This is a genomic window from Enterobacter cloacae complex sp. SHL021 (genome assembly GCF_049237765.1).
GTDB lineage: Bacteria > Pseudomonadota > Gammaproteobacteria > Enterobacterales > Enterobacteriaceae > Enterobacter > Enterobacter cloacae.
Genome location: NZ_JBMKJG010000037.1, coordinates 1 through 26,375, shown reverse-complemented (window position 1 = coordinate 26,375; position 26,375 = coordinate 1). Strand labels below are relative to the sequence as shown.

Annotated in this window: 46 protein-coding genes and 1 pseudogene; 40 read left to right on the top strand and 7 right to left on the bottom strand. The window is 50.6% G+C overall.

What is annotated here, in order from left to right:
• The 3 genes and pseudogenes from tuf to bfr form a co-directional block, all read left to right on the top strand.
• Nucleotides 1–141 (top strand): annotated as a pseudogene (gene tuf, locus ACOTZF_RS24295) (elongation factor Tu); the annotation flags it as partial.
• A 179-nt stretch (nt 142–320) separates the two neighbouring features.
• Nucleotides 321–515, top strand: coding sequence for a bacterioferritin-associated ferredoxin (gene bfd, locus ACOTZF_RS24290; protein ID WP_008503493.1), 195 nt, complete (start codon nt 321–323; stop codon nt 513–515).
• A gap of 72 nt (nt 516–587) precedes the next feature.
• Complete coding sequence (gene bfr / locus ACOTZF_RS24285; protein ID WP_013099029.1) at nt 588–1,064, top strand: bacterioferritin; 477 nt, start codon at nt 588–590, stop codon at nt 1,062–1,064.
• Here the strand turns inward: bfr and ACOTZF_RS24280 are convergent.
• Nucleotides 1,048–1,521 (bottom strand): prepilin peptidase, encoded by a 474-nt coding sequence (locus ACOTZF_RS24280; RefSeq protein ID WP_094916744.1) that lies wholly within the window; start codon nt 1,519–1,521, stop codon nt 1,048–1,050. The two genes, bfr and ACOTZF_RS24280, sit on opposite strands and share 17 nt — an antisense overlap.
• Before the next feature lie 381 nt (nt 1,522–1,902).
• Between ACOTZF_RS24280 and rpsJ the strand changes: the two genes are divergently transcribed.
• The 31 genes from rpsJ to ACOTZF_RS24125 all read left to right on the top strand — a co-directional run bounded on the left by rpsJ (nt 1,903) and on the right by ACOTZF_RS24125 (nt 16,738).
• Entirely contained in the window at nt 1,903–2,214 is a 312-nt protein-coding gene (gene rpsJ / locus ACOTZF_RS24275; RefSeq protein WP_001181005.1) for a 30S ribosomal protein S10, read from the top strand.
• A 32-nt stretch (nt 2,215–2,246) separates the two neighbouring features.
• Nucleotides 2,247–2,876 (top strand): 50S ribosomal protein L3, encoded by a 630-nt coding sequence (gene rplC / locus ACOTZF_RS24270; RefSeq protein ID WP_003863274.1) that lies wholly within the window; start codon nt 2,247–2,249, stop codon nt 2,874–2,876.
• A 10-nt stretch (nt 2,877–2,886) separates the two neighbouring features.
• Entirely contained in the window at nt 2,887–3,492 is a 606-nt protein-coding gene (gene rplD / locus ACOTZF_RS24265) for a 50S ribosomal protein L4 (RefSeq protein ID WP_000424395.1), read from the top strand.
• Nucleotides 3,489–3,791: a 50S ribosomal protein L23 gene (rplW, locus tag ACOTZF_RS24260; protein WP_000617546.1), complete on the top strand. Its 303-nt coding sequence runs from the start codon at nt 3,489–3,491 to the stop codon at nt 3,789–3,791. Before rplD ends, rplW begins: the two co-directional genes overlap by 4 nt.
• 17 nt (nt 3,792–3,808) lie before the next feature.
• On the top strand, nt 3,809–4,630 hold the full coding sequence (gene rplB, locus ACOTZF_RS24255; RefSeq protein ID WP_000301859.1) for a 50S ribosomal protein L2: 822 nt from the start codon (nt 3,809–3,811) through the stop codon (nt 4,628–4,630).
• A 16-nt stretch (nt 4,631–4,646) separates the two neighbouring features.
• Entirely contained in the window at nt 4,647–4,925 is a 279-nt protein-coding gene (gene rpsS, locus ACOTZF_RS24250; protein WP_001138117.1) for a 30S ribosomal protein S19, read from the top strand.
• A gap of 14 nt (nt 4,926–4,939) precedes the next feature.
• On the top strand, nt 4,940–5,272 hold the full coding sequence (rplV, locus tag ACOTZF_RS24245) for a 50S ribosomal protein L22 (RefSeq protein WP_002919773.1): 333 nt from the start codon (nt 4,940–4,942) through the stop codon (nt 5,270–5,272).
• A 17-nt stretch (nt 5,273–5,289) separates the two neighbouring features.
• Nucleotides 5,290–5,991: a 30S ribosomal protein S3 gene (gene rpsC, locus ACOTZF_RS24240; protein WP_000529945.1), complete on the top strand. Its 702-nt coding sequence runs from the start codon at nt 5,290–5,292 to the stop codon at nt 5,989–5,991.
• Nucleotides 5,992–6,003: 12 nt separating this feature from the next.
• Nucleotides 6,004–6,414, top strand: a complete 411-nt coding sequence (gene rplP / locus ACOTZF_RS24235; protein WP_002919759.1) for a 50S ribosomal protein L16 — start codon at nt 6,004–6,006, stop codon at nt 6,412–6,414.
• On the top strand, nt 6,414–6,605 hold the full coding sequence (rpmC, locus tag ACOTZF_RS24230) for a 50S ribosomal protein L29 (protein WP_013099027.1): 192 nt from the start codon (nt 6,414–6,416) through the stop codon (nt 6,603–6,605). Before rplP ends, rpmC begins: the two co-directional genes overlap by 1 nt.
• Nucleotides 6,605–6,859, top strand: coding sequence for a 30S ribosomal protein S17 (gene rpsQ / locus ACOTZF_RS24225; RefSeq protein WP_008503489.1), 255 nt, complete (start codon nt 6,605–6,607; stop codon nt 6,857–6,859). Before rpmC ends, rpsQ begins: the two co-directional genes overlap by 1 nt.
• Nucleotides 6,860–7,025: 166 nt before the next feature.
• Nucleotides 7,026–7,397: a 50S ribosomal protein L14 gene (rplN, locus tag ACOTZF_RS24220; protein WP_002919748.1), complete on the top strand. Its 372-nt coding sequence runs from the start codon at nt 7,026–7,028 to the stop codon at nt 7,395–7,397.
• A gap of 10 nt (nt 7,398–7,407) precedes the next feature.
• Nucleotides 7,408–7,722, top strand: coding sequence for a 50S ribosomal protein L24 (rplX, locus tag ACOTZF_RS24215; protein WP_000729185.1), 315 nt, complete (start codon nt 7,408–7,410; stop codon nt 7,720–7,722).
• A gap of 14 nt (nt 7,723–7,736) precedes the next feature.
• Complete coding sequence (gene rplE / locus ACOTZF_RS24210; RefSeq protein WP_001096202.1) at nt 7,737–8,276, top strand: 50S ribosomal protein L5; 540 nt, start codon at nt 7,737–7,739, stop codon at nt 8,274–8,276.
• A 14-nt stretch (nt 8,277–8,290) separates the two neighbouring features.
• Nucleotides 8,291–8,596: a 30S ribosomal protein S14 gene (gene rpsN / locus ACOTZF_RS24205; RefSeq protein WP_013099026.1), complete on the top strand. Its 306-nt coding sequence runs from the start codon at nt 8,291–8,293 to the stop codon at nt 8,594–8,596.
• Between the two features lie 33 nt (nt 8,597–8,629).
• The gene (rpsH, locus tag ACOTZF_RS24200) at nt 8,630–9,022 is read left to right on the top strand and encodes a 30S ribosomal protein S8 (protein WP_013099025.1); all 393 of its coding nucleotides are present in this window, start codon (nt 8,630–8,632) and stop codon (nt 9,020–9,022) included.
• A 12-nt stretch (nt 9,023–9,034) separates the two neighbouring features.
• Nucleotides 9,035–9,568: a 50S ribosomal protein L6 gene (gene rplF / locus ACOTZF_RS24195; RefSeq protein ID WP_013099024.1), complete on the top strand. Its 534-nt coding sequence runs from the start codon at nt 9,035–9,037 to the stop codon at nt 9,566–9,568.
• Between the two features lie 9 nt (nt 9,569–9,577).
• Nucleotides 9,578–9,931: a 50S ribosomal protein L18 gene (gene rplR, locus ACOTZF_RS24190; protein WP_013099023.1), complete on the top strand. Its 354-nt coding sequence runs from the start codon at nt 9,578–9,580 to the stop codon at nt 9,929–9,931.
• A gap of 14 nt (nt 9,932–9,945) precedes the next feature.
• On the top strand, nt 9,946–10,446 hold the full coding sequence (gene rpsE / locus ACOTZF_RS24185; RefSeq protein ID WP_003863299.1) for a 30S ribosomal protein S5: 501 nt from the start codon (nt 9,946–9,948) through the stop codon (nt 10,444–10,446).
• Nucleotides 10,447–10,452: 6 nt separating this feature from the next.
• A complete protein-coding gene (rpmD, locus tag ACOTZF_RS24180; protein WP_003863301.1) occupies nt 10,453–10,632 on the top strand; it encodes a 50S ribosomal protein L30 in 180 nt (59 codons plus the stop codon).
• A 3-nt stretch (nt 10,633–10,635) separates the two neighbouring features.
• A complete protein-coding gene (gene rplO / locus ACOTZF_RS24175) occupies nt 10,636–11,070 on the top strand; it encodes a 50S ribosomal protein L15 (RefSeq protein ID WP_013099022.1) in 435 nt (144 codons plus the stop codon).
• Between the two features lie 7 nt (nt 11,071–11,077).
• Nucleotides 11,078–12,409, top strand: coding sequence for a preprotein translocase subunit SecY (gene secY / locus ACOTZF_RS24170; RefSeq protein ID WP_003863305.1), 1,332 nt, complete (start codon nt 11,078–11,080; stop codon nt 12,407–12,409).
• A gap of 31 nt (nt 12,410–12,440) precedes the next feature.
• Nucleotides 12,441–12,557, top strand: a complete 117-nt coding sequence (gene rpmJ, locus ACOTZF_RS24165) for a 50S ribosomal protein L36 (protein ID WP_000868187.1) — start codon at nt 12,441–12,443, stop codon at nt 12,555–12,557.
• 146 nt (nt 12,558–12,703) lie between these two features.
• Complete coding sequence (gene rpsM / locus ACOTZF_RS24160) at nt 12,704–13,060, top strand: 30S ribosomal protein S13 (protein WP_013099021.1); 357 nt, start codon at nt 12,704–12,706, stop codon at nt 13,058–13,060.
• Between the two features lie 16 nt (nt 13,061–13,076).
• Entirely contained in the window at nt 13,077–13,466 is a 390-nt protein-coding gene (gene rpsK, locus ACOTZF_RS24155; protein WP_003031137.1) for a 30S ribosomal protein S11, read from the top strand.
• 32 nt (nt 13,467–13,498) lie between these two features.
• Entirely contained in the window at nt 13,499–14,119 is a 621-nt protein-coding gene (gene rpsD, locus ACOTZF_RS24150; RefSeq protein ID WP_003863314.1) for a 30S ribosomal protein S4, read from the top strand.
• A 25-nt stretch (nt 14,120–14,144) separates the two neighbouring features.
• On the top strand, nt 14,145–15,134 hold the full coding sequence (locus tag ACOTZF_RS24145) for a DNA-directed RNA polymerase subunit alpha (RefSeq protein ID WP_002919219.1): 990 nt from the start codon (nt 14,145–14,147) through the stop codon (nt 15,132–15,134).
• Between the two features lie 40 nt (nt 15,135–15,174).
• A complete protein-coding gene (gene rplQ / locus ACOTZF_RS24140; RefSeq protein WP_001216372.1) occupies nt 15,175–15,561 on the top strand; it encodes a 50S ribosomal protein L17 in 387 nt (128 codons plus the stop codon).
• 107 nt (nt 15,562–15,668) lie between these two features.
• Nucleotides 15,669–16,037 (top strand): DUF1992 domain-containing protein, encoded by a 369-nt coding sequence (locus ACOTZF_RS24135; protein ID WP_013099020.1) that lies wholly within the window; start codon nt 15,669–15,671, stop codon nt 16,035–16,037.
• A 2-nt stretch (nt 16,038–16,039) separates the two neighbouring features.
• Nucleotides 16,040–16,465 carry a Zn(2+)-responsive transcriptional regulator gene (gene zntR / locus ACOTZF_RS24130; RefSeq protein ID WP_013099019.1) on the top strand — a complete coding sequence of 142 codons (426 nt, stop codon included), beginning with the start codon at nt 16,040–16,042 and terminating at the stop codon, nt 16,463–16,465.
• Nucleotides 16,466–16,522: 57 nt separating this feature from the next.
• Entirely contained in the window at nt 16,523–16,738 is a 216-nt protein-coding gene (locus ACOTZF_RS24125) for an alternative ribosome-rescue factor A (RefSeq protein ID WP_129252754.1), read from the top strand.
• On the opposite strand, the gene mscL is transcribed toward ACOTZF_RS24125, so the two are convergent.
• From mscL to def, 5 genes are all read right to left on the bottom strand, one after another.
• Complete coding sequence (gene mscL / locus ACOTZF_RS24120) at nt 16,735–17,145, bottom strand: large-conductance mechanosensitive channel protein MscL (RefSeq protein WP_013099017.1); 411 nt, start codon at nt 17,143–17,145, stop codon at nt 16,735–16,737. The two genes, ACOTZF_RS24125 and mscL, sit on opposite strands and share 4 nt — an antisense overlap.
• Before the next feature lie 145 nt (nt 17,146–17,290).
• Nucleotides 17,291–18,667 (bottom strand): Trk system potassium transporter TrkA, encoded by a 1,377-nt coding sequence (gene trkA, locus ACOTZF_RS24115; protein ID WP_013099016.1) that lies wholly within the window; start codon nt 18,665–18,667, stop codon nt 17,291–17,293.
• A 22-nt stretch (nt 18,668–18,689) separates the two neighbouring features.
• Nucleotides 18,690–19,976 (bottom strand): 16S rRNA (cytosine(967)-C(5))-methyltransferase RsmB, encoded by a 1,287-nt coding sequence (rsmB, locus tag ACOTZF_RS24110; RefSeq protein ID WP_038986046.1) that lies wholly within the window; start codon nt 19,974–19,976, stop codon nt 18,690–18,692.
• A 52-nt stretch (nt 19,977–20,028) separates the two neighbouring features.
• Nucleotides 20,029–20,976: a methionyl-tRNA formyltransferase gene (gene fmt, locus ACOTZF_RS24105; protein ID WP_013099014.1), complete on the bottom strand. Its 948-nt coding sequence runs from the start codon at nt 20,974–20,976 to the stop codon at nt 20,029–20,031.
• Nucleotides 20,977–21,001: 25 nt separating this feature from the next.
• Nucleotides 21,002–21,511, bottom strand: coding sequence for a peptide deformylase (gene def, locus ACOTZF_RS24100; protein ID WP_013099013.1), 510 nt, complete (start codon nt 21,509–21,511; stop codon nt 21,002–21,004).
• A gap of 127 nt (nt 21,512–21,638) precedes the next feature.
• Between def and dprA the strand changes: the two genes are divergently transcribed.
• The 6 genes from dprA to ACOTZF_RS24070 are packed head-to-tail and all read left to right on the top strand — an operon-like array spanning nt 21,639 to nt 25,422.
• The gene (dprA, locus tag ACOTZF_RS24095) at nt 21,639–22,763 is read left to right on the top strand and encodes a DNA-protecting protein DprA (protein WP_038420725.1); all 1,125 of its coding nucleotides are present in this window, start codon (nt 21,639–21,641) and stop codon (nt 22,761–22,763) included.
• Nucleotides 22,735–23,208: a DUF494 family protein Smg gene (smg, locus tag ACOTZF_RS24090; RefSeq protein ID WP_013099011.1), complete on the top strand. Its 474-nt coding sequence runs from the start codon at nt 22,735–22,737 to the stop codon at nt 23,206–23,208. Before dprA ends, smg begins: the two co-directional genes overlap by 29 nt.
• A gap of 26 nt (nt 23,209–23,234) precedes the next feature.
• Complete coding sequence (locus ACOTZF_RS24085) at nt 23,235–23,789, top strand: type I DNA topoisomerase (protein ID WP_028028147.1); 555 nt, start codon at nt 23,235–23,237, stop codon at nt 23,787–23,789.
• Nucleotides 23,782–24,354 carry an L-threonylcarbamoyladenylate synthase type 1 TsaC gene (gene tsaC / locus ACOTZF_RS24080; protein WP_038420961.1) on the top strand — a complete coding sequence of 191 codons (573 nt, stop codon included), beginning with the start codon at nt 23,782–23,784 and terminating at the stop codon, nt 24,352–24,354. Before ACOTZF_RS24085 ends, tsaC begins: the two co-directional genes overlap by 8 nt.
• Before the next feature lie 4 nt (nt 24,355–24,358).
• A complete protein-coding gene (gene aroE / locus ACOTZF_RS24075) occupies nt 24,359–25,177 on the top strand; it encodes a shikimate dehydrogenase (protein ID WP_047352261.1) in 819 nt (272 codons plus the stop codon).
• Nucleotides 25,174–25,422, top strand: a complete 249-nt coding sequence (locus ACOTZF_RS24070; protein WP_047352259.1) for a DUF1488 domain-containing protein — start codon at nt 25,174–25,176, stop codon at nt 25,420–25,422. Before aroE ends, ACOTZF_RS24070 begins: the two co-directional genes overlap by 4 nt.
• Here the strand turns inward: ACOTZF_RS24070 and ACOTZF_RS24065 are convergent.
• A complete protein-coding gene (locus ACOTZF_RS24065) occupies nt 25,398–25,952 on the bottom strand; it encodes a gamma carbonic anhydrase family protein (RefSeq protein ID WP_013099006.1) in 555 nt (184 codons plus the stop codon). The genes ACOTZF_RS24070 and ACOTZF_RS24065 overlap by 25 nt on opposite strands.
• Between the last annotated feature and the right edge of the window lie 423 nt (nt 25,953–26,375).

Sequence of the window (26,375 nt, the reverse complement as noted above, 5' to 3'; positions counted from 1 at the left end):
GAGATGGTAATGCCAGGCGACAACATCAAGATGGTTGTGACGCTGATCCACCCAATCGCGATGGACGACGGTCTGCGTTTCGCAATCCGTGAAGGCGGCCGTACCGTTGGCGCGGGCGTTGTTGCTAAAGTTCTGGGCTAATTAATTATCCCCGAATAAAAAAAGGACGCTTCGGCGTCCTTTTTTGTTTTCTTAGCGTGTGTATTTGTCACAAATTTTCGCATTTTTTGTTTGCTCCCGCCCCGTATACTGGCGTTTGTGCTATTGTAATCATAACCATTCTCACTTACACTTTGCGCATATTTTGAACGGGAGTCTTTATGTACGTTTGTTTATGTAATGGTGTGAGTGACAAAAAAATACGTCAGGCCGTTCGCCAGTTTCAGCCACAGTCCTTCCAGCAACTTCGCAAGTTTGTTCCAGTGGGAAATCAATGCGGTAAATGCGTACGCGCAGCGCGTGAAATCATGCAGGATGAACTGATGCAGATCCCGGAATACAAAGAGATCGCGTAAGCGCCCATCTTTTTTTTGACATCCCTGTAGCCCGATCTACGCTTCAATGAGTGGAAGCGGAGGGACTATATAATGAAAGGTGATGTTAAAATCATAAGTTATCTCAATAAATTATTGGGAAATGAGCTTGTCGCAATCAATCAGTATTTTCTCCATGCGAGAATGTTTAAAAACTGGGGCCTCATGCGCCTCAACGACGTTGAGTATCACGAATCCATCGATGAGATGAAACATGCCGATAAATATATCGAGCGTATTTTATTTCTCGAAGGCATCCCCAACCTGCAGGACCTCGGTAAACTCGGCATCGGTGAAGATGTTGAAGAGATGCTGCGATCCGATCTCAGACTTGAACTTGAAGGCGCAAAAGACCTTCGCGAAGCTATTGCCTACGCAGACAGCGTCCATGACTACGTTAGCCGCGATATGATGATCCAGATTCTGGCCGATGAAGAAGGGCATATCGACTGGCTGGAAACCGAGCTGGATCTCATTGGCAAAATTGGCCTGCAAAACTATCTCCAGTCGCAGATTAAAGTGGAAGATTAACCAGCGTCTGCCAACCTACACATAAACCCGCTGCCGCCAGAAATGGCCCAAAAGGCAGTGGGTTTTTTAATGTCCGTCTGACAGGGTTGAACAACGAAGTCATAAGAAGGTAGAGCAGCGCCAATAGTGCGGCAACCAGTGCCAGTTCGGGCAACACGCACCAACCATGCCATGCACCGAGCGCTGAAAGATACTTCACATCGCCATAGCCCATCCCTTCACGGCGAAATATTAGCCGATAACCCCAGTAGATCATGGCAAAGCCGACATACCCTGCCATCGCCCCGACCACTGCGCCAGGCAGAAAATCAGGGTGAAGACAGAGTTGATAGAGCAAACCAGCCCATAACAGGGGACAGAGATATTTATCAGGGAGAATGCCTGAGCGAATATCTTCACGCACCAGTAAACCTGAGAGAACAAAATAGATGAGCAGGAAGGGGAGGAGAGTAAGCATGAACGAAACCTCAAGGTGAATTTCAGCGCATACTCTCCACACCACGAATGCCTGGCAATAGCCAAAAAATGTAATTGCGTAGTGGTTTCATAAGAACAGAAGAAAGGGGACGGATTGCAGAAAATAGTGCGAGGCCTTACGCAAGGTACACCATTAGCGCTTAAATTCTAAACGGCACTTGCGTCTTGTCCAGATTTACGTATAATGCGCGGGCTTGTCGTAATTGACGGCGGGTTCAATCTGAACCGGAGTGACTCATTTTGTTACTCAACAATGCTCCCAATTGGGGAGCTACGTAAGAACGGTTACACTCTCCCATCAATCGTAATGGGTTTGAGGAGTAATCATTTTCGTTTATAAAATAATTGGAGCTCTGGTCTCATGCAGAACCAAAGAATCCGTATCCGCCTTAAAGCGTTTGATCATCGTCTGATCGATCAATCAACCGCGGAAATCGTCGAGACTGCTAAGCGCACTGGTGCGCAAGTCCGTGGTCCGATCCCGCTGCCGACCCGCAAAGAGCGCTTCACCGTTCTGATCTCCCCGCACGTTAACAAAGACGCGCGTGATCAGTACGAAATCCGCACTCACAAGCGTCTGGTTGACATCGTTGAGCCAACTGAGAAAACCGTTGATGCTCTGATGCGTCTGGATCTGGCTGCCGGTGTAGACGTGCAGATCAGCCTGGGTTAATCAGGTCATCGAGCGATTGAGAGGTTGAAACAATGATTGGTTTAGTCGGTAAAAAAGTGGGTATGACCCGCATCTTCACTGAAGATGGCGTTTCTATCCCAGTAACCGTAATCGAAGTTGAAGCAAACCGCGTTACTCAGGTTAAAGATCTGGCTAACGATGGCTACCGCGCTATTCAGGTTACCACTGGTGCTAAAAAAGCTAACCGTGTAACCAAACCAGAAGCGGGTCACTTCGCTAAAGCTGGCGTTGAAGCTGGCCGTGGTCTGTGGGAATTCCGTCTTGCTGAAGGCGAAGAGTTCACCGTAGGTCAGGACATTAGCGTTGAGCTGTTTGCTGACGTTAAAAAAGTTGACGTAACCGGTACCTCTAAAGGTAAAGGTTTTGCTGGTACCGTTAAGCGCTGGAACTTCCGTACCCAGGACGCTACTCACGGTAACTCCTTGTCTCACCGCGTTCCGGGTTCTATCGGTCAGAACCAGACTCCGGGCAAAGTGTTCAAAGGCAAGAAAATGGCAGGTCAGCTGGGCAACGAACGTGTAACTGTTCAGAGCCTGGACGTAGTACGTGTTGACGCTGAGCGCAACCTGCTGCTGGTTAAAGGTGCGGTCCCGGGTGCAACCGGTAGCGACCTGATCGTTAAACCAGCTGTGAAGGCGTAAGGGGATAGCAATGGAATTAGTATTGAAAGACGCGCAGAGCGCGCTGACTGTTTCCGAAACTACCTTCGGTCGTGATTTCAACGAAGCGCTGGTTCACCAGGTTGTTGTTGCTTATGCAGCTGGTGCTCGTCAGGGTACTCGTGCTCAGAAGACTCGTGCTGAAGTAACTGGTTCTGGCAAAAAGCCATGGCGCCAGAAAGGTACCGGCCGTGCGCGTTCAGGTTCTATCAAGAGCCCGATCTGGCGTTCAGGTGGCGTGACCTTCGCTGCGCGTCCACAGGACCACAGTCAAAAAGTTAACAAAAAGATGTACCGCGGCGCGCTGAAAAGCATCCTGTCCGAGCTGGTACGTCAGGATCGTCTGATCGTTGTCGAGAAGTTCTCTGTAGAAGCGCCTAAAACTAAGCTGCTGGCACAGAAACTGAAAGACATGGCTCTGGAAGATGTGCTGATCATCACCGGTGAGCTGGACGAGAACCTGTTCCTGGCCGCGCGCAACCTGCACAAGGTTGACGTACGCGACGCGACTGGTATCGACCCGGTTAGCCTGATCGCCTTCGACAAAGTCGTAATGACTGCTGATGCTGTTAAGCAAGTTGAGGAGATGCTGGCATGATTCGTGAAGAACGTCTGCTGAAGGTGCTGCGCGCACCGCACGTTTCTGAAAAAGCGTCTACTGCGATGGAAAAAACAAACACCATCGTTCTCAAAGTTGCTAAAGACGCGACCAAAGCAGAGATCAAAGCTGCTGTGCAGAAACTGTTTGAAGTCGAAGTCGAAGTCGTTAACACCCTGGTAGTTAAAGGGAAAGTTAAACGTCACGGACAGCGTATCGGTCGTCGTAGCGACTGGAAAAAAGCTTACGTCACCCTGAAAGAAGGCCAGAACCTGGACTTCGTTGGCGGCGCTGAGTAAGTCGGAGGAGTAATACAATGGCAGTTGTTAAATGTAAACCGACATCTCCGGGTCGTCGCCACGTAGTTAAAGTGGTTAACCCTGAGCTGCACAAGGGCAAACCTTTTGCTCCGTTGCTGGAAAAAAACAGCAAATCCGGTGGTCGTAACAACAATGGCCGTATCACCACTCGTCACATCGGTGGTGGCCACAAGCAGGCTTATCGTATTGTTGACTTCAAACGCAACAAAGACGGTATCCCAGCAGTTGTTGAGCGTCTTGAGTACGATCCGAACCGTTCCGCGAACATCGCGCTGGTTCTGTACAAAGATGGCGAACGCCGTTACATCCTGGCCCCTAAAGGCCTGAAAGCTGGCGACCAGATTCAGTCTGGCGTTGATGCTGCAATCAAAGCAGGCAACACCCTGCCGATGCGCAATATCCCGGTTGGTTCTACCGTTCATAACGTAGAAATGAAACCAGGTAAAGGCGGTCAGCTGGCGCGTTCCGCGGGTACTTACGTTCAGATCGTTGCGCGTGACGGTGCTTATGTCACCCTGCGTCTGCGTTCTGGTGAAATGCGTAAAGTCGAAGCAGACTGCCGCGCTACTCTGGGCGAAGTTGGCAATGCTGAGCATATGCTGCGCGTTCTGGGTAAAGCTGGTGCTGCACGCTGGCGTGGTGTTCGTCCTACCGTTCGCGGTACTGCGATGAACCCAGTAGACCACCCACATGGTGGTGGTGAAGGTCGTAACTTTGGTAAGCACCCGGTAACTCCGTGGGGCGTTCAGACCAAAGGTAAGAAGACCCGCAGCAACAAGCGTACTGATAAATTTATCGTACGTCGCCGTAGCAAATAATTTTAGAGGATAAGCCATGCCACGTTCTCTCAAGAAAGGTCCTTTTATTGACCTGCACTTGCTGAAGAAGGTAGAGAAAGCGGTGGAAAGCGGAGACAAGAAGCCCCTGCGCACTTGGTCCCGTCGTTCAACGATCTTTCCTAACATGATCGGTTTGACCATCGCTGTCCATAATGGTCGTCAGCACGTTCCAGTCTTTGTTACCGACGAAATGGTTGGTCACAAACTGGGTGAATTCGCACCGACTCGTACTTATCGCGGCCACGCTGCTGATAAAAAAGCGAAGAAGAAATAAGGTAGGAGGAAGAGATGGAAACTTTAGCTCAACATCGCCATGCTCGTTCTTCTGCACAGAAGGTTCGCCTTGTTGCTGACCTGATTCGCGGTAAGAAAGTGTCGCAGGCCCTGGACATCCTGACCTATACCAACAAGAAAGCTGCGGTATTGGTCAAGAAAGTACTGGAATCTGCCATTGCTAACGCTGAACACAACGATGGCGCTGACATCGACGATCTGAAAGTCGCGAAAATTTTCGTAGATGAAGGCCCAAGCATGAAGCGCATTATGCCGCGTGCGAAAGGTCGTGCAGATCGCATCCTGAAGCGCACCAGCCACATTACTGTGGTTGTGTCCGATCGCTGAGACTCTGGAGACTAGCAATGGGTCAGAAAGTACATCCTAATGGTATTCGCCTGGGTATTGTAAAACCATGGAACTCTACCTGGTTTGCGAACACCAAAGAATTCGCTGACAACCTGGACAGCGATTTTAAAGTACGTCAGTACCTGACGAAGGAACTGGCTAAAGCGTCTGTATCTCGTATCGTTATCGAGCGTCCAGCTAAGAGCATCCGTGTGACTATTCACACTGCTCGTCCTGGCATCGTTATCGGTAAGAAAGGCGAAGACGTAGAAAAACTGCGCAAGGTCGTAGCGGATATCGCTGGCGTTCCTGCACAGATCAATATCGCTGAAGTTCGTAAGCCTGAACTGGACGCTAAATTGGTTGCTGACAGCATCACTTCTCAGCTGGAACGTCGTGTTATGTTCCGTCGTGCTATGAAGCGTGCTGTACAGAACGCAATGCGTCTGGGCGCTAAAGGTATCAAAGTTGAAGTTAGCGGCCGTCTGGGCGGCGCGGAAATCGCACGTACCGAATGGTATCGTGAAGGTCGCGTACCGCTGCACACTCTGCGTGCTGACATCGACTACAACACCTCTGAAGCGCACACCACTTACGGTGTAATCGGCGTTAAGGTATGGATCTTCAAAGGTGAGATCCTGGGTGGTATGGCTGCTGTTGAACAACCGGAAAAACCGGCTGCTCAACCTAAAAAGCAGCAGCGTAAAGGCCGTAAATAAGGAGCGTCGCTGATGTTACAACCAAAGCGTACAAAATTCCGTAAAGTGCACAAAGGCCGCAACCGTGGTCTGGCGCAGGGTACGGATGTTAGCTTCGGCACTTTCGGTCTGAAAGCTGTTGGCCGTGGTCGTCTGACTGCACGTCAGATCGAAGCAGCACGTCGTGCAATGACCCGTGCAGTTAAGCGTCAAGGTAAGATCTGGATCCGTGTATTCCCGGACAAACCGATCACCGAGAAGCCGCTGGAAGTTCGTATGGGTAAAGGTAAAGGTAACGTGGAGTACTGGGTTGCCTTGATCCAACCGGGCAAAGTCCTGTATGAAATGGACGGTGTTCCGGAAGAGCTGGCCCGTGAAGCCTTCGGCCTGGCAGCAGCGAAACTGCCTATCAAAACCACCTTTGTAACTAAGACGGTGATGTAATGAAAGCAAAAGAGCTGCGTGAAAAGAGCGTTGAAGAGCTGAACGCTGAGCTGCTGAACCTGCTGCGCGAGCAGTTCAACCTGCGTATGCAGGCTGCAAGTGGCCAGCTGCAACAGACCCACCTGCTGAAGCAAGTGCGTCGCAATGTTGCACGCGTTAAGACTTTACTGACTGAGAAGGCGGGTGCGTAATGACCGATAAAATCCGTACTCTGCAAGGTCGTGTTGTTAGCGACAAAATGGAGAAATCCATCGTTGTTGCTATCGAACGCATTGTGAAACACCCGATCTACGGTAAATTCATCAAGCGTACGACCAAACTGCACGTACATGACGAGAACAACGAATGTGGTATCGGCGACAAGGTTGAAATCCGTGAATGCCGTCCACTGTCCAAGACTAAGTCCTGGACGCTGGTTCGCGTTGTAGAGAAAGCGGTTCTGTAATACAGTACCCGTTCTCGATACGAATAAACGGCTCAGCGATGAGCCGTTTATTTTTTCTACCCATATTGCAGAAGCGGTGTTATAATGCCGCGCCCTCGATATGGGGCTTTTTAACGGCTCTGATTTTAGAGTCTCAGGTAGTAGTTGACATTAGCGGAGCACTAAAATGATCCAAGAACAGACTATGCTGAACGTCGCCGACAACTCCGGTGCACGTCGCGTAATGTGTATCAAGGTTCTGGGTGGCTCGCACCGTCGCTACGCAGGCGTAGGCGACATCATCAAGATCACCATCAAAGAAGCAATTCCACGTGGTAAGGTCAAAAAAGGTGATGTGCTGAAAGCGGTAGTGGTGCGCACCAAGAAGGGTGTTCGTCGCCCTGACGGTTCTGTCATTCGCTTCGATGGTAATGCATGCGTTATTTTGAACAATAACAGCGAGCAGCCAATCGGCACGCGTATCTTTGGGCCGGTAACTCGTGAACTTCGTACTGAGAAGTTCATGAAAATTATCTCTCTGGCACCAGAAGTACTCTAAGGAGCGAATCATGGCAGCGAAAATCCGTCGTGATGACGAAGTTATCGTGTTAACCGGTAAAGATAAAGGTAAACGCGGTAAAGTAAAAAATGTCCTGTCTTCCGGCAAGGTCATTGTTGAAGGTATCAACCTGGTTAAGAAACATCAGAAGCCGGTTCCGGCCCTGAACCAACCAGGCGGCATCGTTGAAAAAGAAGCTGCTATTCAGGTTTCTAACGTTGCAATCTTCAATGCGGCAACCGGCAAGGCTGACCGTGTAGGCTTTAGATTCGAAGACGGCAAAAAAGTCCGTTTCTTCAAGTCTAACAGCGAAACTATCAAGTAATTTGGAGTAGTACGATGGCGAAACTGCATGATTACTACAAAGACGAAGTAGTTAAGAAACTCATGACTGAGTTTAACTACAATTCTGTCATGCAAGTCCCTCGGGTCGAGAAGATCACCCTGAACATGGGTGTTGGTGAAGCGATCGCTGACAAGAAACTGCTGGATAACGCAGCAGCTGACCTGACAGCAATCTCCGGTCAAAAACCGCTGATCACCAAAGCACGCAAATCAGTTGCAGGCTTCAAAATCCGTCAGGGCTATCCGATCGGCTGTAAAGTAACTCTGCGTGGCGAACGCATGTGGGAGTTCTTTGAGCGCCTGATCACTATTGCTGTACCTCGTATCCGTGACTTCCGTGGCCTGTCCGCTAAGTCATTCGACGGTCGTGGTAACTACAGCATGGGTGTCCGTGAGCAGATCATCTTCCCAGAAATCGACTACGATAAAGTCGACCGCGTGCGTGGTTTGGATATTACCATTACCACTACTGCGAAATCTGACGAAGAAGGCCGTGCTCTGCTGGCTGCCTTTGACTTCCCGTTCCGCAAGTAAGGTAGGGTTACTGAATGGCTAAGCAATCAATGAAAGCACGCGAAGTAAAACGCGTAGCTTTAGCTGATAAATTCTTCGCTAAACGCGCTGAACTGAAAGCGATCATCTCTGATGTGAACGCTTCCGACGAAGATCGTTGGAACGCAGTTCTCAAGCTGCAAACTCTGCCGCGTGATTCCAGCCCGTCTCGTCAGCGTAACCGCTGCCGTCAAACAGGTCGTCCACATGGTTATGTGGGCAAGTTCGGGTTGAGCCGTATTAAGCTGCGTGAAGCCGCCATGCGCGGTGAAGTGCCAGGCTTGAAAAAGGCTAGCTGGTAATTGTCACCAATTGAATCACGGGAGTAAAGACAGATGAGCATGCAAGATCCGATCGCGGATATGCTGACCCGTATCCGTAACGGTCAGGCCGCGAATAAAGCTGCGGTCACCATGCCTTCCTCCAAGCTGAAAGTGGCAATCGCCAACGTGCTGAAGGACGAAGGTTTTATTGAAGATTTTAAAGTTGAAGGCGACACCAAGCCGGAACTGGAAGTGACTCTTAAGTACTTCCAGGGTAAAGCTGTTGTAGAAAGCATTCAGCGTGTCAGCCGCCCAGGTCTGCGCATCTATAAGAAAAAAGATGAGCTGCCAAAAGTTATGGCCGGTCTGGGTATCGCAGTTGTTTCTACCTCTAAAGGTGTTATGACTGATCGTGCAGCGCGCCAGGCTGGTCTTGGCGGCGAAATTATCTGCTACGTAGCCTAATCGGAGGAAAAAATGTCTCGTGTTGCTAAAGCACCGGTCGTTGTTCCTGCCGGCGTTGATGTAAAAATCAACGGTCAGGTTATTACGATCAAAGGTAAAAACGGCGAGCTGACTCGTACTCTCAACGATGCTGTTGAAGTTAAACATGCAGATAATGCTCTGACCTTCGGTCCGCGTGATGGTTACGCAGACGGCTGGGCTCAGGCTGGTACCGCGCGTGCCCTGCTGAACTCAATGGTTATCGGTGTTACCGAAGGCTTCACTAAGAAGCTGCAGCTGGTTGGTGTAGGTTATCGTGCAGCGATCAAAGGGAATGCAGTAGGCCTGTCTCTGGGCTTCTCTCACCCTGTTGAGCATCCGCTGCCGGCCGGTATCACTGCAGAATGTCCAACTCAGACTGAAATCGTGCTGAAAGGCGCTGATAAACAGCTGATTGGCCAGGTTGCAGCAGATCTGCGCGCCTACCGTCGTCCTGAGCCTTATAAAGGCAAGGGTGTTCGTTACGCCGACGAAGTCGTGCGTACCAAAGAGGCTAAGAAGAAGTAAGGTAACACTATGGATAAGAAATCTGCTCGTATCCGTCGTGCGACCCGCGCACGCCGCAAGCTCAAAGAGCTGGGTGCAACTCGCCTGGTGGTACATCGTACCCCGCGTCACATTTACGCACAGGTAATTGCACCGAACGGTTCTGAAGTTCTGGTAGCTGCTTCTACTGTAGAAAAAGCTATCGCAGAACAATTGAAGTACACCGGTAACAAAGACGCTGCTGCAGCTGTTGGTAAAGCTGTTGCTGAACGCGCTCTGGAAAAAGGCATCAGCAATGTATCCTTTGACCGTTCCGGGTTCCAATATCATGGTCGTGTCCAGGCACTGGCAGATGCTGCCCGTGAAGCTGGCCTTCAGTTCTAAGGTAGAGGTGTAAGATGGCTCACATCGAAAAACAAGCTGGCGAACTGCAGGAAAAGCTGATCGCGGTAAACCGCGTATCTAAAACCGTTAAAGGTGGTCGTATTTTCTCCTTCACAGCTCTGACTGTAGTTGGCGATGGTAACGGTCGCGTTGGTTTTGGTTACGGTAAAGCGCGTGAAGTTCCAGCAGCGATCCAGAAAGCGATGGAAAAAGCCCGTCGCAATATGATTAACGTCGCGCTGAACAACGGCACCCTGCAGCACCCAGTTAAAGGTGTTCACACGGGTTCTCGTGTATTCATGCAGCCAGCTTCAGAAGGTACCGGTATCATCGCCGGTGGTGCAATGCGCGCCGTTCTGGAAGTTGCTGGGGTTCATAACGTTCTGGCTAAAGCATACGGTTCCACCAACCCGATCAACGTGGTTCGTGCAACTATTGATGGCCTGGAAAATATGAATTCTCCAGAAATGGTCGCTGCCAAGCGTGGTAAATCCGTTGAAGAAATTCTGGGGTAATTGACCATGGCAAAGACTATTAAAATCACTCAAACCCGCAGTGCAATCGGTCGTCTGCCGAAACACAAGGCAACGCTGCTTGGCCTGGGTCTGCGTCGTATTGGTCATACCGTTGAGCGCGAGGATACTCCTGCTGTTCGCGGTATGGTCAACGCGGTTTACTTCATGGTTAAAGTTGAGGAGTAAGAGATGCGTTTAAATACTCTGTCTCCGGCCGAAGGCTCTAAAAAGGCGGGTAAACGCCTGGGTCGTGGTATCGGTTCTGGCCTCGGCAAAACCGGTGGTCGTGGTCACAAAGGTCAGAACTCTCGTTCTGGCGGTGGCGTACGTCGCGGTTTCGAGGGTGGCCAGATGCCACTGTACCGTCGTCTGCCGAAGTTCGGCTTCACTTCTCGCAAAGCAGCGATCACAGCGGAAGTCCGTCTGTCTGACCTGGCGAAAGTTGAAGGCGGCGTTGTAGACCTGAACACGCTGAAAGCAGCTAACATTATCGGTATCCAGATCGAGTTCGCGAAAGTGATCCTGGCTGGTGAAGTTTCTACTCCGGTAACTGTTCGTGGCCTGCGTGTTACTAAAGGTGCTCGTGCTGCTATCGAAGCTGCTGGCGGTAAAATTGAGGAATAAGTAGCAGATGGCTAAGCAACCGGGATTAGATTTTCAAAGTGCCAAAGGTGGATTTGGTGAGCTGAAACGCAGACTGCTGTTTGTAATCGGCGCGCTGATTGTGTTCCGTATTGGCTCTTTTATTCCGATCCCTGGTATCGATGCCGCTGTACTTGCCAAACTGCTTGAGCAACAGCGAGGCACCATCATTGAAATGTTTAACATGTTCTCTGGTGGTGCTCTCAGCCGTGCTTCTATCTTCGCGCTGGGTATTATGCCGTATATTTCGGCATCCATTATTATCCAGCTGCTGACGGTCGTTCATCCGGCCCTGGCAGAACTGAAGAAAGAAGGGGAGTCTGGACGTCGTAAGATTAGTCAGTACACCCGCTACGGTACTCTGGTGCTGGCAATATTCCAGTCGATCGGTATTGCTACCGGTCTTCCGAATATGCCTGGTATGCAGGGCCTGGTCTTAAACCCAGGCTTTGCATTCTATTTCACCGCTGTTGTTAGTCTGGTCACAGGGACAATGTTCCTGATGTGGCTCGGCGAACAGATTACTGAACGTGGTATCGGTAACGGTATCTCAATCATTATCTTCGCCGGTATTGTTGCGGGTCTCCCGCCAGCCATCGCCCATACTATCGAGCAAGCGCGTCAAGGCGACCTGCACTTCCTCCTGTTGCTGTTGGTTGCAGTATTAGTATTTGCAGTGACGTTCTTTGTTGTCTTCGTTGAACGTGGTCAACGCCGTATTGTGGTGAACTACGCGAAACGTCAGCAGGGTCGTCGTGTCTATGCTGCACAGAGCACACATTTGCCGCTGAAAGTGAATATGGCAGGGGTAATCCCGGCGATCTTCGCTTCCAGTATTATTCTGTTCCCGGCAACCATCGCGTCATGGTTCGGGGGCGGTACTGGTTGGAACTGGCTGACAACAATTTCGCTGTATTTGCAGCCTGGGCAACCACTTTATGTGTTACTCTATGCGTCTGCGATCATCTTCTTCTGTTTCTTCTACACGGCGTTGGTCTTCAACCCGCGTGAAACAGCAGATAACCTGAAGAAGTCCGGTGCATTTGTACCAGGAATTCGTCCGGGAGAGCAAACGGCGAAGTATATCGATAAAGTAATGACTCGCCTGACTTTGGTTGGTGCGCTTTATATTACTTTTATCTGCCTGATCCCGGAGTTCATGCGTGATGCAATGAAAGTACCGTTCTACTTCGGTGGGACCTCACTGCTTATCGTTGTTGTCGTGATTATGGACTTTATGGCTCAAGTGCAAACTCTGATGATGTCCAGTCAGTATGAGTCTGCATTGAAGAAGGCGAACCTGAAAGGCTACGGCCGCTAATTGGTCGCCTGAGAAGTTACGGAGAGTAAAAATGAAAGTTCGTGCTTCCGTCAAGAAATTATGCCGTAACTGCAAAATCGTTAAGCGTGATGGTGTCATCCGTGTGATTTGCAGTGCCGAGCCGAAGCATAAACAGCGCCAAGGCTGATTATTTCGCATATTTTTCTTGCAAAGTTGGGTTGAGCTGGCTAGATTAGCCAGCCAATCTTTTGTATGTCTGTACGTTTCCATTTGAGTATCCTGAAAACGGGCTTTTCAGCATGGTGCGTACATATTAAATAGTAGGAGTGCATAGTGGCCCGTATAGCAGGCATTAACATTCCTGATCAGAAACATGCTGTGATCGCATTAACTTCGATCTACGGCATCGGCAAGACCCGTTCTAAAGCCATCCTGGCTGCAGCGGGTATCGCTGAAGATGTTAAGATCAGTGAGCTGTCTGAAGGACAAATCGACACGCTGCGTGACGAAGTTGCCAAATTTGTCGTTGAAGGTGATCTGCGCCGTGAAATCAGCATGAGCATCAAGCGCCTGATGGATCTTGGTTGCTATCGCGGTTTGCGTCATCGTCGTGGTCTGCCAGTGCGCGGTCAGCGTACTAAGACCAACGCACGTACCCGTAAGGGTCCGCGCAAACCGATCAAGAAATAATCGGGGTGATTGAATAATGGCAAAGGCACCAATTCGTGCACGTAAACGTGTAAGAAAACAAGTCTCTGACGGCGTGGCTCATATCCATGCTTCTTTCAACAACACCATCGTTACTATTACTGATCGTCAGGGTAACGCATTGGGTTGGGCAACAGCCGGTGGTTCCGGTTTCCGTGGTTCTCGCAAATCCACTCCGTTTGCAGCTCAGGTTGCAGCAGAGCGTTGCGCAGAAGCCGTAAAAGAATACGGCATCAAGAATCTGGAAGTTATGGTTAAAGGTCCGGGTCCGGGTCGTGAATCTACTGTTCGCGCTCTGAACGCCGCTGGTTTCCGCATCACTAATATTACTGATGTGACTCCGATCCCTCATAACGGTTGTCGTCCGCCGAAAAAACGTCGCGTATAACGCTCGTTTTTTAGGTTAGTTGGAGATAGAAAATGGCAAGATATTTGGGTCCTAAGCTCAAGCTGAGCCGTCGTGAGGGCACCGACTTATTCCTTAAGTCTGGCGTTCGCGCGATCGATACCAAGTGTAAAATTGAACAAGCTCCTGGCCAGCACGGTGCGCGTAAACCGCGTCTGTCTGACTATGGTGTGCAGTTGCGTGAAAAGCAAAAAGTTCGCCGTATCTACGGTGTGCTGGAGCGTCAGTTCCGTAACTACTATAAAGAAGCAGCACGTCTGAAAGGCAACACAGGTGAAAACCTGCTGGCTCTGCTGGAAGGTCGTCTGGACAACGTTGTATACCGTATGGGCTTCGGCGCTACTCGTGCTGAATCACGCCAGCTGGTTAGCCACAAAGCAATCATGGTAAACGGTCGTGTTGTTAACATCGCTTCTTATCAGGTTAAAGCGAATGACGTTGTTAGCATTCGTGAGAAAGCGAAAAAGCAATCTCGCGTGAAAGCCGCTCTGGAGCTGGCTGAGCAGCGTGAAAAGCCAACCTGGCTGGAAGTTGATGCTGGCAAGATGGAAGGTACGTTCAAGCGTCAGCCAGAACGTTCTGATCTGTCTGCGGACATTAACGAACACCTGATCGTCGAGCTTTACTCCAAGTAAAGCTTAGTACCAAAGAGAGGACACAATGCAGGGTTCTGTGACAGAGTTTCTAAAACCGCGCCTGGTAGATATCGAGCAAGTGAGTTCGACGCACGCCAAGGTGACCCTTGAGCCTTTAGAGCGTGGCTTTGGCCATACTCTGGGTAACGCACTGCGCCGTATTCTGCTCTCATCGATGCCGGGTTGCGCGGTGACCGAGGTTGAGATTGATGGTGTACTTCATGAGTACAGCACCAAAGAAGGCGTTCAGGAAGATATCCTTGAAATCCTGCTCAACCTGAAAGGGCTGGCGGTGAGAGTTCAGGGTAAAGATGAAGTTATTCTTACTCTGAATAAATCTGGCATTGGCCCTGTGACTGCAGCCGACATCACCCACGACGGTGATGTTGAAATCGTCAAGCCGCAGCACGTGATCTGCCACCTGACCGATGAGAACGCAGCTATTAGCATGCGTATCAAAGTTCAGCGCGGTCGTGGTTATGTGCCGGCTTCTGCCCGAATTCATTCGGAAGAAGATGAGCGCCCAATCGGCCGTCTGCTGGTCGACGCATGCTACAGCCCTGTAGAGCGTATTGCTTACAATGTTGAAGCAGCGCGTGTAGAACAGCGTACCGACCTGGACAAGCTGGTCATCGAAATGGAAACCAATGGCACAATCGATCCTGAAGAGGCGATTCGTCGTGCGGCAACCATCCTGGCAGAACAACTGGAAGCTTTCGTTGACTTACGTGATGTACGTCAGCCGGAAGTGAAAGAAGAGAAACCAGAATTCGATCCGATCCTGCTGCGCCCTGTTGACGATCTCGAATTGACTGTCCGCTCTGCTAACTGCCTCAAGGCAGAAGCTATCCACTATATCGGTGATCTGGTACAGCGTACCGAGGTTGAGTTGCTGAAAACGCCGAACCTGGGTAAAAAATCTCTTACTGAGATTAAAGACGTGCTGGCTTCACGTGGTCTGTCTCTGGGCATGCGCCTGGAAAACTGGCCACCAGCAAGCATTGCTGACGAGTAACCGGATCACAGGTTAAGGTTTTACTGAGAAGGATAAGGTCATGCGCCATCGTAAGAGTGGTCGTCAACTGAACCGCAACAGCAGCCATCGCCAGGCTATGTTCCGCAACATGGCAGGTTCACTGGTTCGTCATGAAATCATCAAGACGACCCTGCCTAAAGCGAAAGAGCTGCGTCGTGTAGTTGAGCCGCTGATTACTCTTGCCAAGACTGACAGCGTTGCTAATCGTCGTCTGGCATTCGCCCGTACTCGTGATAACGAGATCGTGGCAAAACTGTTTAACGAGCTGGGCCCGCGTTTCGCGAGCCGTGCCGGTGGTTACACTCGCATTCTGAAGTGTGGCTTCCGCGCAGGCGACAACGCTCCGATGGCTTACATCGAGCTGGTTGATCGTTCTGAGTCGAAAGCAGAAGCTGCTGCAGAGTAATCTGCAGTAACGTAAAAAAACCCGCTCCGGCGGGTTTTTTTATATCCGCACTATCCCCACTTCTCTACAATATCTGTATTAATTTTGTTCATCCCCTGGAGTTTATGATGTGGTTGCTCGACCAGTGGGCAGAACGCCATATTCGCGATGCCCAAACAAAAGGCGAATTCGATAACCTGTCCGGTAGCGGTGAACCGCTAATACTGGAAGATGATTCGCATATACCCCCTGAACTACGGGCTGGATATCGCTTACTGAAAAATGCGGGGTGTCTGCCTCCCGAGCTTGAACAGCGCAAAGAGGCGATTGAGCTTACTGACCTGCTAAAAGGGATACGGAAAGACGATCCCCGTCATGGAGAACTAAGCCGGCGGTTGGCTCTGGTTGAACTCAAGCTACGACAGGCAGGAATTGCGACTGATTTTCTGCATGGCGAGTATAGTGAAAGACTGATGCAGAAAATAAACGAGGAATAGCCATGTATCGTATCGGTGAACTTGCAAAGCTTGCTAACGTGACGCCGGATACCATCCGTTACTATGAAAAACAGCAGATGATTGATCACGAGGTGCGAACCGAAGGTGGGTTCCGGCTCTATACCGACAACGATCTGCAACGGCTGCGGTTTATTCGTTATGCACGCCAACTGGGATTCACGCTGGATTCGATCCGTGAGTTATTGTCGATCCGTATCGATCCGGCACATCACACCTGCCAGGAATCGAAAAGCATTGTCCAGGCCAGGCTGGATGAAGTTGAAGCGCGTATTCAGGAACTGCAAACCATGCAGCGCTCTCTGCAAAGGTTGAATGATGCGTGCTGTGGTACGGCTCACAGCAGTGTCTATTGTTCTATTCTGGAGGCCCTTGAACAAGGGGCAAGTGGAGAAACCCGGGGTTGTTGATTTTTTATCAGTCCGGGTCTAGACTCCCCTCGACATTAATCATGCTCAGGAGAAATTATGAGTCACTATCAACATACGAAGGGACAAATTAAAGATAATGCCATTGAGGCTTTGCTTCACGACCCGCTTTTTCGACAGCGAGTTGAAAAGAACAAAAAAGGGAAGGGAAGTTATCTGCGTAAAAACAAACATGCAAAACGGGGTAACTGGGAGGCCAGTGGCAAGCAAGCGAATCGCTTATTTACCACTGGCCTTCCTGCTTTTAGGTGTTAAACGCGGTTATTCTGCTCTTTTAACAGATCGCGAATTTCAGTCAGTAATACTTCTTCTTTCGTAGGAGCGGGCGCCGCAGCAGGCTCTTCTTTTTTACGGTTGAGCTTGTTGATAAGCTTGATGGCCATAAAAATGGCAAACGCGACGATCACGAAATCAAATACGTTCTGAATAAACACGCCATAGTGCATCACCACTGCGGGGATATCCCCCTGTGCTTCCCGAAGCGTGAAGGCGAATTGTTTGAAATCAATGCCCCCAATTAATAGCCCTAAAGGTGGCATGATGATATCAGCCACTAAAGATGAAACGATCTTGCCGAACGCTGCACCAATAATGACACCCACTGCCAAATCCACCACATTTCCGCGCATCGCAAATTCGCGAAATTCTTTAACAAAACTCATTATGTTCTCCTTGTGCCAGCTGACGACTATAAGTTTAACAAATGATTAGCTAATTGCCATTGGGGATAAATAAACGTTATGAAAATAAAAGGCACAAAAATCAGAAGGATAATACGCAGGTGCTCTATCGCGAGCACCTGAATCATTACAGGAAGAATGGACTTGGCTGGAATAAACGTTCGACGTCGGTAATAAATTTTTTATCGGTCAGGAACATAATAACGTGATCGCCTTGTTCAATACGCAAATTATCATTGGCAATCATGACATCATTCCCGCGTACTACGGCGCCGATAATTGTGCCGGGTGGTAGCTTAATTTCATCGATGGCGCGACCCACTACGCGCGATGTGGTTTCATCACCGTGAGCGACAGCTTCAATGGCTTCAGCGACGCCGCGACGAAGTGAGGACACACCAACAATGTCTGCTTTACGAACGTGGCTCAACAGCGCGGAAATCGTTGCCTGCTGCGGTGAAATCGCAATATCAATTACGCTCCCCTGCACCAGGTCAACATAGGCACGACGCTGAATAAGTACCATGACCTTTTTTGCTCCCATGCGCTTGGCGAGCATGGCGGACATAATATTTGCTTCATCGTCGTTGGTGACGGCAATAAACAGATCAACTTGATCGATATGCTCTTCTGCCAGTAATTCCTGATCTGAGGCATCGCCATAAAACACGATCGTGTTTTGCAGTTTTTCTGCAAGTTCAGAGGCGCGCTGTTGATCGCGTTCGATCAACTTCACGCTATAGTCTTTTTCCAGACGGCGGGCGAGACCTGCGCCGATATTACCCCCGCCGACCAGCATGATGCGTTTGTAGGGCTTTTCGAGGCGCTGAAGTTCACTCATAACGGCACGAATATGTTGAGAGGCAGCAATGAAGAAGACTTCATCTCCTGCTTCGACAATGGTCGAGCCCTGAGGTCGAATCGGTCTGTCGTGACGGAAAATGGCTGCGACGCGGGTATCGATATGCGGCATATGTTCGCGCATCGTAGACAGCGCGTTTCCGATCAACGGACCGCCATAATAGGCCTTAACAACGGCCAGACTCACTTTCCCTTCTGCAAAGTTAACGACCTGCAGTGCGCCGGGATATTCGATGAGGCGATAAATATTATCGATAACCAGTTGTTCTGGTGCGATAAGGTGGTCGATTGGTACCGCTTCTGAGTTAAAGAGTTTTTCCGCATCGCGGACATAATCCGGGGAGCGGATACGGGCAATTCGGTTAGGCGTGTTGAAAAGTGAATAGGCCACCTGACAAGCGACCATATTGGTCTCATCCGAGCTGGTCACGGCCACTAACATATCGGCATCGTCAGCACCGGCTTCACGGAGGACACGTGGATGCGAACCGTGCCCCTGCACAACGCGAAGGTCAAATTTATCCTGCAGAACGCGCAGTCGATCGCCGTTGGTATCGACGATCGTGATGTCGTTGTTTTCACCTACAAGGTTTTCCGCCAGCGTCCCGCCGACCTGTCCTGCGCCCAGAATGATAATCTTCATATCTCGTGACCTGTTCTCAACATCACTCTTTGATTAGCTTAGCGTAAAAGAAGCCATCACCCTCTTCAGCGCCGGGCAGGTTCTGCTGGCCCGGGTGCTCCGGTGTCCCCGTATCGCGCAGCGTAGCGCCAGGAGTGCGTTTAAGGAAGGCTGAAATTTGCTGGCTATTCTCTTCCGGAAGAATGGAACAGGTGGCATAGACCAGCGTTCCGCCAGGCTTCAGGTGTGGCCAGATAGCGTCAAGGATCTCGGATTGCAGCTGCGCAAGTTCCTTAATATCACGGTCGCGACGCAGCCACTTAATGTCCGGGTGACGACGAATAACGCCGGTTGCCGAGCAGGGAGCGTCCAGCAAAATGCGGTCGAATTGAGTCTCGCCGCACCATTCTGTGGGCTTACGTCCGTCGCCTTGCTTGACCTGCGCCTTCATACCTAAACGCTTAAGGTTGTCGTAGACACGCGAAAGTCGCTGCTCATCAATATCCACAGCCATTACGCTGGCCTGCGGTGCGACTTCCAGAATATGCGTTGTTTTGCCCCCAGGCGCGGCACACAGGTCGAGGATCTGTTCGCCATTTTTGGGTTCGAGCCATGTCATACAGCCCTGAGCAGAGGCATCCTGAACGGTTACCCAGCCTTCATCGAATCCGGGTAAGGCATGCACCGGCACAGGGGAGGCTAAACGCACGGCATCAGGATAAGTATCATGCGCGAATCCACTCATTCCGGCTTTTTCCAGCAAGGCCAGCCATGCATCGCGGGTATGATGATTACGGTTAACGCGTAACCACATCGGCGGACGTTGATTATTTGCGTCAGCAATATCCTGCCACCGCTGCGGATACGCTTTTTTGAGGCGATTCAGAAGCCAGTCAGGATGAAGGAAACGGGTTTCGCTTTTTGCAAATTCTGCCAGAAGTTCTTCCTGTTGACGCTGGAACTGACGCAGTACGCCGTTGATCAGCCCTTTGAGCTGGGGACGTTTAATCGCGACAGCACCTTCTACCGTCTCAGCCAACGCAGCATGAGGTGGGATGCGGGTATGAAGAAGCTGATAGAAGCCAACCATAATCAAATAATGGACGGTACGCTGCTTACCGGTCATTGGGCGCGACATCAGCTTATTAATCAGCCATTCAAGCTGAGAAAGGGTGCGCAGGACGCCAAAACAGAGCTCCTGAAGCAGAGCTTTGTCTTTGTCGGACACTTTTTGCTGCAGTGGAGGCAGGACATTACTCAGTGATTGACCCTGCTCGACAACCTGCTCAACGGCCTGTGCCGCCAGACTGCGTAGATTTTGTTTTTTCATAACCGTAAAAATAAAAATGCCCGGAAACACCGGGCCTTAAGAATAAATTTGCTCAGGCAAGGCGAGAGCCAGGGATAAACCATTCGCGACGGGAATTTAACAGATCCTGAGCACTCATTGCCTTTTTACCCGCAGGCTGCAGTGATTCCAGATTCAGGATCCCTTCCGAGGTTGCCACCTGGATACCATTTTTGCTGGCTTCGATAATTGTACCCGGCTCAGCAGACGTATTGCCTTCAATGACGGACGCTTTCCAGACTTTAACGGGTTGCTCATCGATCACCATCCAGCTCATTGGCCACGGATTAAAGGCGCGAATGCAACGCTCAAGCTGTGCGGCGGAGAGGGACCAGTCGACCCGCGCCTCTTCTTTGCTGAGTTTTTCGGCGTAGGTCACCAGGGTCTCATCCTGAACTTCAGGGGTAGCCGTATTATCAGCAAGCTGCTGCAAGGTTTTGATGAGTCCTTGTGGACCCAGATCCGCCAGTTTGTCATACAGCGTGGCACTGGTGTCGTCGGCGGTAATTGGACAGGCCAGTTTATACAGCATGTCGCCGGTGTCTAAACCTACATCCATCTTCATGATGGTGACGCCGGTTTCAGCATCACCCGCCCACAGCGAGCGCTGGATCGGTGCCGCGCCACGCCAGCGTGGAAGCAACGAACCATGTACGTTGACACACCCCAGACGAGGCATATCAAGCACGACTTTTGGCAGAATTAAGCCGTAAGCCACCACCACCATGACATCAGCATTGAGATCGGCAACAAGTTGCTGATTTTCCTGAGGTCGTAAGGATGCGGGCTGGTAAACGGGTAACCCATGTTCTTCTGCCAGCACTTTCACCGGGCTGGGCATGAGCTTTTTACCACGGCCTGCCGGGCGATCCGGTTGGGTAAACACGCCAACAACCTGGTGGCCAGAAGATAACAGCGCGTCAAGATGACGCGCTGCAAAATCAGGGGTACCCGCGAAGATAATACGTAGTGTTTTAGACACGATGATCCTTGTATCCGGGGGGATGTTATGCGCGGGAGCGCAAACGATCCAGTTTCTCTACTTTCTGACGAATACGCTGCTGCTTCAATGGTGAGAGGTAATCGATAAACAGTTTACCGACCAGGTGATCCATCTCATGCTGAATACAAATCGCCAGCAGATCGTCTGCTTCCAGTTCGAACGGGTTGCCTTCACGATCCAGGGCGCGAATTTTCACTTTTTCGGCACGTGGAACTAAAGCACGCTGTTCAGGAATGGACAGACAACCTTCCTCAATACCTGTTTCACCGCTCTTTTCCAACAGCTCAGGGTTGATCAGCACCAGACGGCCATCGCGATTCTCAGAAACGTCGATCACGATAATACGCTTGTGAATGTCCACCTGAGTTGCCGCAAGGCCAATGCCTTCTTCGGCGTACATGGTATCGAACATATCATCAACGATACGCTGAATTTCTGCATTCACTTCTTTGACCGGTTCAGCGACGATGCGAAGGCGCTCGTCCGGAATATGTAACACTTGCAAAACTGCCATAAATTTCCAGAGTCGTGTTCAGGAGTTGATAAGAATACTATCTCTATTCTAGACAAATCCCCCATCGATTGACAGCATCCGTGACCAATCGCAATGATTGCAGAGGCTGCTTATGGCAGGGAATAGGATGACGTCCACTGAGATATGGTTACGGCTAATCCACACAGGCTCTCTGTGTGGTGATCAGATGCTCGCAGCGGCAGCGCGACTACTTATGCAGACAAGGATTGATGATGCCGTTGTCAGAGATGCCGGGCTGTCAATAAAACAGGCTCAACAGTTCTTTGCGCTTGATGAAAATGAACTGCAACGAAATCTGGCGTGGCTAGAACAGCCGGAGAATCATCTGCTGACGGCGGATGATCCTCGTTATCCCCCTTTACTTCGCACGATCCCTGACTACCCCGGCGCATTGTTTATTAAAGGCAATCCTGAAGCCCTTATTACCGTTCAACTGGCGGTTGTGGGTAGCCGCGCGCCATCCTGGTACGGTGAGCGATGGGGGAAAATCCTGTGCGAACAACTTTCACAAAGTGGTTTCACGATCACCAGTGGGCTGGCCTGCGGTATTGACGGCGTCGCTCATCACGCCGCGCTGTCTGTAAAAGGGCGAAGTGTCGCGGTGCTTGGAAACGGGCTGTTTAGCATTTATCCCCGTCGGCATCAGGCTCTGGCTGCACGGCTTATCGAATCAGAGGGGGCTATTGTGTCGGAGTTCCCGCTGTCAGCGCCGCCCTGGCCGGCAAATTTTCCACGTCGTAACCGAATTATCAGCGGTCTGAGTCTGGGCGTGCTGGTGGTGGAGGCCGCTTTAAGAAGCGGCTCACTCGTTACGGCACGGTATGCCCTAGAACAGGGGCGAGAAGTCTTTGCCTTACCTGGCCCGATAGGTAACCCGGGGTGTGAGGGCCCCCACTGGCTCATCAAGCAGGGAGCAACGCCTGTGACGAGCGTCGAGGACATCCTTGAAAATTTGCAATATGGCTTGCACTGGTTAACAGATGAACCCGAAAAGCGACATTTTTCATCAGATCAGGAGAAGGTGGCATTGCCATTTCCCAGCCTCCTGGCTAACGTAGGAGATGAGGTAACACCTGTTGACGTTGTCGCTGAACGTGCCGGCCAACCTGTGCCAGTAACGGTAGCACAGCTACTCGAACTGGAGTTAGCAGGGTGGATCGCAGCTGTACCCGGCGGCTATGTCCGATTAAGGAGGGCAAGCCATGTTCGACGTACTGATGTATTTGTTTGAGACTTACATCCATAACGAAGCAGAAATGCGAGTGGATCAGGACAAATTGACACAGGATCTTACCGATGCGGGGTTTGAACGGGAAGATATTTATAATGCGTTGATGTGGCTGGAAAAACTGGCTGATTATCAGGAAGGCCTTGCCGAACCGATGCAGCTTGCTTCTGACCCATTGTCTGTGCGCATTTATACCGCTGAAGAGTGTGAAAGGCTGGACGCCAGCTGCCGGGGATTCATCTTATTCCTTGAGCAGATTCAGGTGCTAAACCTCGAAACAAGAGAAATGGTGATAGAGCGCGTTATGGCGCTGGATACGGCAGAGTTCGAACTGGATGACCTCAAGTGGGTGATCCTGATGGTTCTGTTTAATATTCCAGGCTGTGAAAATGCCTATCAGCAAATGGAAGAATTACTCTTTGAAGTGAATGAAGGTATGCTGCACTAATTCAATGTGCAGCACCAAGAGTTGTTATGGCCAAATCAGCACTGTTCACGGTGCATAAAAACGAGCCCTGCCCACAGTGCGGGGCTGAACTTGTCATTCGGTCCGGGAAACACGGTCCGTTTCTCGGTTGTTCACACTATCCGGAATGTGATTATGTTCGTCCCCTGAAAAGCCAGGCGGACGGACATATCGTTAAAATTCTGGAGGGACAGCTTTGCCCGAAGTGTGGAGGCGAACTGGCGTTACGGCAGGGCCGTTTTGGTATGTTCATTGGTTGCAGTCGCTATCCTGAATGTGAACATACGGAACAAATTGATAAGCCAGATGAAACGGCAATCGCCTGCCCCCAGTGCCAGCGCGGACAACTGGTACAGCGTCGTTCTCGTTTTGGTAAAACCTTCCATTCCTGCGATCGTTATCCTGAATGCCAGTTCGTTATCAATTTCAAACCGGTAGCGGGTAACTGCCCTCATTGCGATTATCCGTTACTTATAGAGAAGAAAACGGCGCAAGGTATGAAACGCTTTTGCGCCAGTAAACAATGTGGAAAGCCGGTTTCGGCGGATGAAATCAGTGAATAATAACCTGCCAACAGGCTCCATTGCGCACGCAGTGGAGGTCCTGAAAAATGAAGAAGTCATCGCCTATCCAACAGAAGCTGTCTTTGGGGTCGGTTGCGATCCTGACAGCGAGACAGCTGTGAATCGCTTACTTACGCTAAAACAGAGACCTGTCGAAAAAGGATTGATTTTGATCGCTGCTAATTATGAGCAGCTTAAACCTTATATTGATGATTCCATGCTAACGCCAGCACAACGGGATACCATCTTTTCGGCGTGGCCAGGGCCGGTGACCTTTGTTTTCCCGGCGCAGCCAACTACGCCACGCTGGTTAACAGGGCGTTTCGATTCCCTCGCTGTCCGTGTCACCGATCATCCGCTGGTGGTAGAGCTATGTCTGGCGTTTGGTAAACCGCTGGTCTCAACCAGTGCCAACCTTACCGGGCAGCCTCCTTGCCGGAGCACCGAAGAGGTGCTGGCGCAGTTCGGGAATGACTTCCCGGTAGCCGTCGGTGAAACCGGAGGCCGTCTTAATCCGTCGGAAATCCGCGACGCCTTGACCGGCGAACGTTTTCGCCAGGGGTAATATGATGGAAACCTATGCCGTTTTTGGTAATCCGATCGCACACAGCAAGTCGCCGCTGATCCATCAGCAGTTTGCTGAACAACTGCAGATTGATCATCCCTATGGCCGGGTGCTGGCACCTGTTGATGCCTTTGTTACTACCCTGAATGCTTTTTTTGACGCGGGTGGTAAAGGTGCCAATGTGACGGTGCCTTTTAAAGAAGAAGCCTTTGAACGTGCGGATGAATTAACTGAGCGCGCGTCTCTTGCGGGTGCCGTGAATACGCTTAAACGGCTGGAGGATGGACGCCTTCTGGGTGACAACACTGACGGAATCGGCTTACTTAGCGATCTGGAAAGACTCTCATTTATCAAACCCGGGTTCCGGGTTCTGTTGATTGGTGCTGGTGGGGCATCGCGAGGCGTACTGTTACCGCTCCTTTCACTGGATTGTGCAGTGACCATAACCAATCGCACCTTTTCCCGGGCGGAAGCGTTGGCGGCGTTGTTTGCACATACTGGCAGCGTGAGCGCGGTGGCTCTTGATGATCTTATCCACCATGAATTTGATCTTATCATTAATGCCACCTCCAGCGGCATTGGCGGGGAAGTACCGGCGATCCCGTCCTCTTTGGTAAACAGCCACCTCTATTGCTACGACATGTTTTATCAGAAAGGGAAAACTCCCTTCCTCCGCTGGTGTGAACAACACGGCGCGAAACAGCTGGCTGATGGCCTGGGCATGCTGGTGGGGCAGGCTGCGCATGCAGTTTTGCTCTGGCACGGTGTATTACCTGCTGTCGAACCTGTCATTGAAAAGCTGAAACAGGAACTTACGGCGTGAACCAGGCGATTCACTTTCCCGACAGAGAACAGTGGGATGAGAGTAAGCAAGCAGTCTGTTTCCCGGTGCTCGTGCATGGGATGCAACTGACATGTGCCATTAGCGGTGAAACGCTCAAGCGCCGCTTTGGTGGCTCAAATCCATTAGAGGTGTTCTGCGAAAATCGCTGGGATCTTGAAGAAGAAGCCAGCGAGTTGATCCGCGATCAGCAGGAAGACGATCAGGGCTGGGTCTGGCTGTCCTGATCCAGATACTCATCTTTCCATTTCACGTAATTATTCGCTGAATATTTCAGACCTTCTCTTTCCGCTTCTGTTAAGGGGCGGATCTGCTTTACCGGGCTGCCTAAATAGAGATAGCCGCTTTCGAGCCGTTTATGTTGAGGGACAAGACTCCCGGCACCAATCATCACATCATCTTCTACGATGACACCATCCAGCAGGATCGATCCCATGCCAACCAGCACCCGGTTTCCGATAGTGCAGCCGTGAAGCATGACTTTATGGCCGACGGTAACATCTTCTCCTATAACAAGTGGATTGCCGTCCGGGTTATATGAGGATTTGTGGGTGACATGCAGCACGCTGCCATCCTGAATATTAGTGCGTGCGCCTATTGCCACATAGTTAACATCTCCCCTGATCGCAACGAGCGGCCAGATGCTGACATCATCGGCCATTCGGACATCGCCAATGACCACACTGCTGGCATCGATCATCACGCGATCGCCTTTTTGTGGGAACAGATCTTTATACGGACGTAGTACTGCAGACATATCTACCTCGACAGATGAGCGCTATACAGAAGACTTTGATCATATTTTTGGATCGAGGCAAGGCAAAATACGTCAATATTTAAGCAGATCGGGCGGGATTTCAGCGAAAAGCGCGGAAAATCATCAGTCAGAAAAAAAGATCTAAAAAATACTTGTGCTAAAAAATGGGATCCCTATAATGCGCCTCCATCGACACGGCGGATGTGAATCACTTCACAAACAGCCCGGTCGGTTGAAGAGAAAAAATCCTGAAATTCAGGGTTGACTCTGAAAGAGGAAAGCGTAATATACGCCACCTCGCGACAGAGCGCTGAAACGCGTCGCAACCGCTCTTTAACAATTTATCAGACAATCTGTGTGGGCACTCAAAGTGACATGGATTCTTAACGTCGCAAGACGAAAAATGAATACCAAGTCTCAACG